We start from the raw sequence: 6,900 nt of genomic DNA on the forward strand, positions 1-6,900 counted from the left end.
CGGGATGAAGTGCCGTCCACGATCGCCACCTGGTCCCGGGCCGCCGGCGGAGGGTCAGAGCGAGCAGGGCGCTGATCGTGTCGATGACCGGCAGGCCGCCGAGTAAGAGGCGCCGAACAGCGGGCTGAGCTGGCGCGGGGTCAAATTGTCCGCCAGTGCGCGGCGACAGCAACGTACGGTCGGGCAGGGACGGTGCCCAGTGCCGGCCTGGCCCGCCGGCGGCGATCCCGTCACCGCCGGGTTGGGCGACGAGGCGGACGAGCCGGCTGAACTCGGGCGGGGCCGACCCGGTGAACGAGAAGCTCCACTGATGGTCCGCAGTGAAGATGACCTGCCCCCCGACCTGATCCACCAGGCAGCCTCGGGGCCCGCACAGCATCCGGGTCACGAGACAGCCCATAGTCCTATCCAAAGACTGCGCCGCCGGCTCGACTTGCCAGGCGCAGGCGGACGTGTCGCCTACGGCTCCGCGACCGGGAGGCCGGCTAACACCTCGTTCGGACCGACGAACCATACTGTGGCTCTTGCAGAACGTCGTGGGTCACCGATATGGATCACGTCGCGTGCCGGTGGGAGCAGTACAGGAGGACGGCAGGTGGCGGAACACCCAAACCCAATCAACGTCATGCTCCCGTCCGGGACGATCACGCACGAAGGAGGCCGGAAGAAGTCGATCTCCCGTCCACAGGCATCGGTACCGCACCTTCCGCAGGTCTGCCACTCCTCTGTCGACGGGTGCGCGATGCACATCACCCAGCCGGTGGCGGATCCAGAATCACGTCCGGAAACGGGCGATCGATGGGCCGGAAGGCCCATGTCTCAGCGGCTGAGTCTCGAAGCACAGGACTTCAACAGCCCCATGTCCGTTGCCTTGCGCCGTACGATTGTGCAGGCCCAGCGCGACACCGACGTCCATGTGGGTGGAGGAGACCAGACTCAGCTAGGAGAAGCGCATCAGACGACCGAACGGTCGGCCTTGTTCTGGCAATTGGGTCGAGCCCTGCGTGAACGACCGAGAGCGAGGGTACGGCGGACGCGGACCCTGGCTAGCGGATATAGTAGATCTCTCCGCTGCTGGGAGAGCGTCTACGGCAGCTGGAGATCAGTGTCACGGTGCGGAGATGACGATTCGGTGAGTTTCCCCCAGTCGCCGCTTCGCGCAGTGAGTGACTCCGGGTGGACGCTGACATGCGTCCACAGCGAGTTGGGAAACGGCAAACTGTGACCGGACAAAGCGGAACGTACGCAAAAGTCATCGACCGAATCATCCTCCCGCCGGATCCCGGCTTGATCGCAAGCCTCGGATCTAATCACACCCTTGATTCGGCAATCGGCGACCTCATCGACAACTGCCTCGACGCCGAGGCCACCGTAGTGCGGGTCAGATTCCTCACCCGACGGTATCGTCTACGGGCCCTTTCTGTTCTCGACAACGGCTGCGGCATGGACAGCACACAAATCAACGACGCGATGACGATCGGCCGAAGGAGGCAGTACGCGCCAGGGTCCTTGGGCAACTTCGGCCTCGGCCTCAAGGCTGCCGCACTGGGTTGCGCTGACACCCTGACCGTCTGGTCCCATGCAACCGGGGCAACGCCAGTCGGCAGGCGGCTCCACAAGCAGAGCCTATCTCAGGACTTCGGCTGTGACATTCTTGCGACCGATTCCGCGATTACCGAGGCAAAGTTATTGGACGGAGCACTTGTATCTCAAACCGGGACGGCGGTCGTACTCGACGCAGTACGCGCCACCTACCGCGGAACTTCAGATCTTGAAGCTCAGACCTTCCTCGACACCACAGTCGAGCGAGTCCGACTCCATTTGGGTTTGATCTTCCACCGTTGGATTTCCCGGCGCGGCCTGCGCATCGAGATAGAGGTAGTCGAGGAGACAGACACTGAACGGTCGGTCCCTATGAGGGTCCATCCCATGGACCCCTTCGCATACCGTTCATCAGGTTATCCAGGATATCCTCGCACACTCATTGCCTCTTTTGAGGATACCCGTTCAGCAAAACTCGAGTGCCACATCTGGCCGGCCAGAAACGATGTCGCCGGATTCCGACTGGGTAAAGGTTCAGGTGACGCGCTCCAGGGATTCTATGTCTATCGCGCCGACCGGCTGCTTCAGATAGGCGGATGGGATTCGGCAACTACCTCTCGACCAGAGCGCCGACTGGCGCGCGTCGTCATCGACGATGACTCACTCATCGGCGACGCGATCACGATAAATCCTGAGAAGCATGGAATCCGTTTCTCGCCAGCGCTGCTGCACGCGATTAACAATGCCATCAGCGCGGACATGGCCACGACATTCGACGATTACATTGCAAATGCAGAGGAAGCTTACCGCACCGCACGGCGGCGTTCTCGCACCCGCAAGCCCACAGTTCGGCCCGACAAAGGATTCTCACCCAAACTGCGTAAAGCGATCGCGGGCGAGCTCGACTTCATTGAGGGAGTCGATCCGATCGAGGTCAGATGGCGGACGCTACCCCTAGGCGAGTTCTTCGATATCGGCTTCCGTGAACGCACGGTCTGGCTCAACTCCCGCTATCGCGAACTAATCGTCCCCTCCAGGGGGGGCCTCAACGACGCGCCGCTCGTCAAGGCACTCGTCTACCTGTTGACGAGGGACGTGTTCGAAGGCGAGTACTTAGGCAGCCGCGATCGCGACAACATCGCGCTATGGCGTGCTGTCCTCGAAACGGCAATACAGGAAGAGGAGCTGTGGCGGGACCGACAGGAGTAGCTCATGCTTGAAGCAGATCTACCGCCACCGGGGTTACGTCATCTCAGTTTCGAGAATCTCGATATGTACTGGGCTGCCGGCTATCCAGTCGAGGTTCCGGTGTCCGGTGAGCCCGTCTGTCGATTGCGCCTCGACCCGGGACGCGACGAGATCAGTCTGCTCACGCCCCTCATAGGCGAAGAACCCGATATATCGCGGTTGCGCAACATCGAAGTCAACACCTTCGCCCAGAACGACGAGAGCTGGGCCGAGCTGCGCATCGCTGTCGCCAGCTCGTTGCACAGCGCCTACGGGCTCCTCACCTCTGTCGCAGACCGGATGCAGCTTGGGCACGAGAGCCTCGCAATCGCCGTAACGAGGGCGATCGCGGAGCATCGTGGACTTCTCGCGGGCAAAGTAGGCCTCAATAATGAGCAAGAGATCGGCCTATACGGCGAGCTTCTGTTCCTCGAGGCACTTCTCCGGGCCGGTGACGTGAACCATGCCGTCGACGCCTGGGCGGGCCCGCTATCCGAACAGCACGACTTCTTCTTCGAAGACGTCGACATCGAGGTCAAGACAACCTCGGCCGAACGCCGGCGACACTTGATCGGCACTCTGCAGCAGCTCGAGCCCACGCGCGACGTCCCGCTTTGGCTACTGTCCATTCAGATCACGCGTTGCAGCGGCGCCCGAGGACGGACCCTGACCCAACTCGTAGAGAATGTTCGTAGGTTGTCCGGCGAGGCGGTGATCGGTGTCGATCACCGCCTCGCGACTGCCGGCTGGGATGACAGTTTTAAGAACCTGTTCACCACTGTTTGGACCCTGCGCAGCCCCCCTCGTTGCTACCGTGTCGACGACTCTTTTCCGGCCTTAACCGGGGATCGTCTCCTGCAAGTGGTCCCGCGCCCCGCACTTCTGTCAGATGTATCGTACAGAGTAGATGTCACAGATCTTGACCACAAGGGAACACCTGCCCCATTGACCGCGTTCGTCACCACCGAGGAGACGATAAAATGACCGCAGCACGGCCAGATTGGGCGGATGCGCTGGCGAATGCCTTGGCCGCTCTGAGTAAGCAGGGGCCGCGGCCTTTGCTTACTGCTGTCTCATTTTTCACCGACTCATACGTGGACGAATCAGCATTCATAGAATTTCTGCTTTCAATTGATCCGAATGATCAGGCCCTCACTCAGCTTCGGTTGACGCTCGCTTTCTGGGATCATGCAGACGGCCGTCCCTGGCTGGAATCTGCGCCTCCCGAAGCGCGCGAACCCCGGAGCCTCGGTCGCCGCGCGTGGCTAGTCGAGCGGCTCGGGCTCGGTGCGAAGGCCGCTGCGGTGATCGCAGACAAAGTGCCCGTCTATCAAGACCGGCCGGTTGTCATATCAAAGGTATTCGAGCCTTGGTACACAACAGCTAGGCTGCGACGCAGTCAGATGTACTGGACTGACTACACAGACCATCTTCGTGCGATCAGATGGCCGGCTGAGTCCATCGTCTCACTGGACGAGACAACGACCCAGATCTTGGAACGGCTGAGCGATCCGACACAGCCCACCGCACGGCAGACCAAGGGGCTCGTCGTCGGTTACGTGCAGAGTGGAAAGACCGCCAATTTCACCGGAGTCATCGCGAAGGCAATCGACTCTGGTTATCGCATGGTCATCGTTCTTACCGGCACCATCGAACTCCTGCGCGCTCAGACTCAGCGGCGATTGGACATGGAGCTCGTTGGTAGAGAGAACGTGGTTGCCGGACAGGATCTGAATGATCCCGAAGTGCTCCGCGAGCTAGACTACCAGCAGGATGAGGACTGGCTTGCCGGGAAATTCATCACTCACGGCGACAACCTCATGCAAAGTGGCGTGGCACACATACAACGAGTCACCACACACGGTAGCGACTACAAACGGCTTCCGCAGGGGCTGAGCCGACTCAAGTTCTCACGAGTGGACAAGGCGAAGCCACTCAACGATCCGACCAACCTGTTCTCGACAGATGCATACCTCGCTGTTATTAAGAAGCACAGCTCGCCTCTACGGAAATTGATCAGGGATCTCAAGCCACTTCGCAGCGCAATCGACGACCTTCCAATTCTGATCATCGATGATGAATCCGACCAAGCATCGGTAGACACAACTAACCCTGCGAAATGGCGTGGACAGGATCCTGCCACTCGACACAGGACAACGATCAACAAGCTCATCGCCGAGATCCTTCAGCTATGCCCTCGTGCCCAGTACGTCGGGTACACGGCGACGCCATTTGCAAATGTCTTCATCGATCCGGACGACGACTCCAACCTGTTTCCCTCGAATTTCCTTCTATCGTTGCACCGCCCGCCTGGTTACATGGGGGTGGCCGACTTCCACGATGTCGGCAAGGATTGGGGAGAAATCGAGCGCACCGTTGCAACATCAAACGAACTGGCCCATGTCCGCAAGCTCGTTGGAGATCCGAGTACAGCGCCGGAACGACGTGACCAAGAGCTTCGGGAGGCAATCGATTCCTTTGTGCTGGCCGGGGCGATCAAGCTGTTCCGGGAAGCCAACAGCAAGAGTACATTCAAACATCATACGATGCTGGTGCATGAATCGGTAAAGCAGCGCGACCACCGAGATGCCGCCGACACTGTTCGACGTGTCTGGGTACAAGGCGCCTATCGTACCGGTGGAGCACTCCAGAGGCTACGCGGGCTGTGGGAGCGTGACTTCAGCCCCGTGTGCGCCGCCCGTTCGGAGGGCCAGGTTGTCCCCAACAATTTCGACGCCCTCAAAACGCACATCGCCGAGTGTGTAAACCGAATTGTCGCCGACGGTGACCCAGTAATCGTAGTCAACTCAGACAAGGACATTCAACAGAATCAGAGACGACTGGACTTCGAGACCGAGCCAGTCTGGCGGATCCTCGTGGGCGGCGCTCAGCTTTCGCGTGGTTTCACTGTGCAGGGCCTAACGGTCTCCTATTTCCGCCGAAGGTCGATTCAGGGTGACACGCTCATGCAAGCGGGTCGCTGGTTTGGGTTCCGCGGCGGATATCGGGATCTTGTACGTCTCTATATTCGCAGGGACAGCCAAGTAGACCTTTATGGCGCGTTTGAAGCGCTACTCTTGGACGAGGAGGCGTTCCGGGACGAGTTGCACCAGTTCGAAGGAATGGATGACGACGGTCTACCGTTGCTTGAACCGTGGCAGATCCCGCCCCTCGTCAGTCAGCATCTGCCATGGCTGCGGCCGACCGGCCGAGCTAAGATGTGGAACGCCGTCATCGACCAGAAGGGAGTAGGAGGTCGGGTCTCCGACCTTTATAGTATTCCCGCCCGCGACAATATCGACGACAAGGTACACAACTTCAACCATGTCGCAATCCCGCTACTGACTGCAGCCAAAGGGCCGGTCGAACTGACCGGATTTTCGGCTCTCGTGGGCCAGATCTCCACCCAGCACCTGCTCCGGCTCCTCTCGCCGAAGGAAGGCATGCGCTGGCATCGCGACTTTACCGAGAGCTTCAGTCCAATCATGAGATTTTTCGAGGAATCGGCAAATTCTGGCAAGATTACCGACTGGGTTGTTGTTTGGCCACTCGTACAGAAACCGGTCGGGCTGCTTTCCGTGGCCGGTCGCGACATGCCTGTCGTGCTCCGTACACGCCGGCTCGGGCGTACCGGCTTCGTGGGTAGCGATGTCAAGCACCGTGAACCACTCAAGCGGCTCACAGGTTGGACAGCGGGAGCGGATCTAGAGGTCGAACTTGCCCGATTGCGGACGGTTGATGCACAGGATAGGCCCACGACCGGCGCACTCCTTGCGTACCTAGTCGACGACCGCCGTCGAAACGACCAGCGCCAACCGAGCGGGGACCTTACCGACGCTGGCGCTGTCACTATTTTGTTGTCGTACATCGCACCCACTGCCGCAGTCCCCAAGGGCGGAGCTGTGATTCGTTGGACTGTCAGGCGCTCGCAGCAGAAGGGTATCGCAGCGGTATCTGTCCAAGGTGGTGCGTAAACGCTACTCGTAACTCGGTGGGGTGTGGTTCGGCTGTCCGGTGGTGTTGTCGGTCAGCCGGCCCGGCTGATGCCGTAGAGGTGGACGATCCCGGCGGCGGTAGTCACGCAAGATCTCCCAGGTCTTCATCCGGTGAGGGTGCTCGACATCTGCCCGG

3 protein-coding genes and 1 pseudogene are annotated in these 6,900 nt (G+C 60.2%); 3 read left to right on the forward strand and 1 reads right to left on the reverse strand.

Annotation, left to right across the window (positions count from 1 at the left end; all coding sequences use genetic code 11):
• Positions 1–328: pseudogene (locus FMEAI12_RS38895) on the reverse strand (IS5/IS1182 family transposase); the annotation flags it as partial.
• Positions 329–1,221: 893 nt separating this feature from the next.
• Here FMEAI12_RS38895 and FMEAI12_RS32065 point away from each other — a divergent pair.
• Genes FMEAI12_RS32065 through FMEAI12_RS32075 form a run of 3 tightly spaced genes read left to right on the forward strand, consistent with a single transcriptional unit; the run spans position 1,222 to position 6,743 of the window.
• Positions 1,222–2,751, forward strand: a complete 1,530-nt coding sequence (locus FMEAI12_RS32065; RefSeq protein WP_200835480.1) for an ATP-binding protein — start codon at positions 1,222–1,224, stop codon at positions 2,749–2,751.
• A gap of 3 nt (positions 2,752–2,754) precedes the next feature.
• Entirely contained in the window at positions 2,755–3,753 is a 999-nt protein-coding gene (locus tag FMEAI12_RS32070; RefSeq protein WP_112108946.1) for a PD-(D/E)XK motif protein, read from the forward strand.
• Positions 3,750–6,743 carry a Z1 domain-containing protein gene (locus FMEAI12_RS32075; RefSeq protein WP_112108947.1) on the forward strand — a complete coding sequence of 998 codons (2,994 nt, stop codon included), beginning with the start codon at positions 3,750–3,752 and terminating at the stop codon, positions 6,741–6,743. The genes FMEAI12_RS32070 and FMEAI12_RS32075 overlap by 4 nt, the downstream gene beginning before the upstream one ends.
• Positions 6,744–6,900 lie beyond the last annotated feature (157 nt).

Origin of the sequence: Parafrankia sp. Ea1.12 (assembly GCF_900465275.1) — a bacterium.
Taxonomy (GTDB): domain Bacteria; phylum Actinomycetota; class Actinomycetes; order Frankiales; family Frankiaceae; genus Parafrankia; species Parafrankia soli.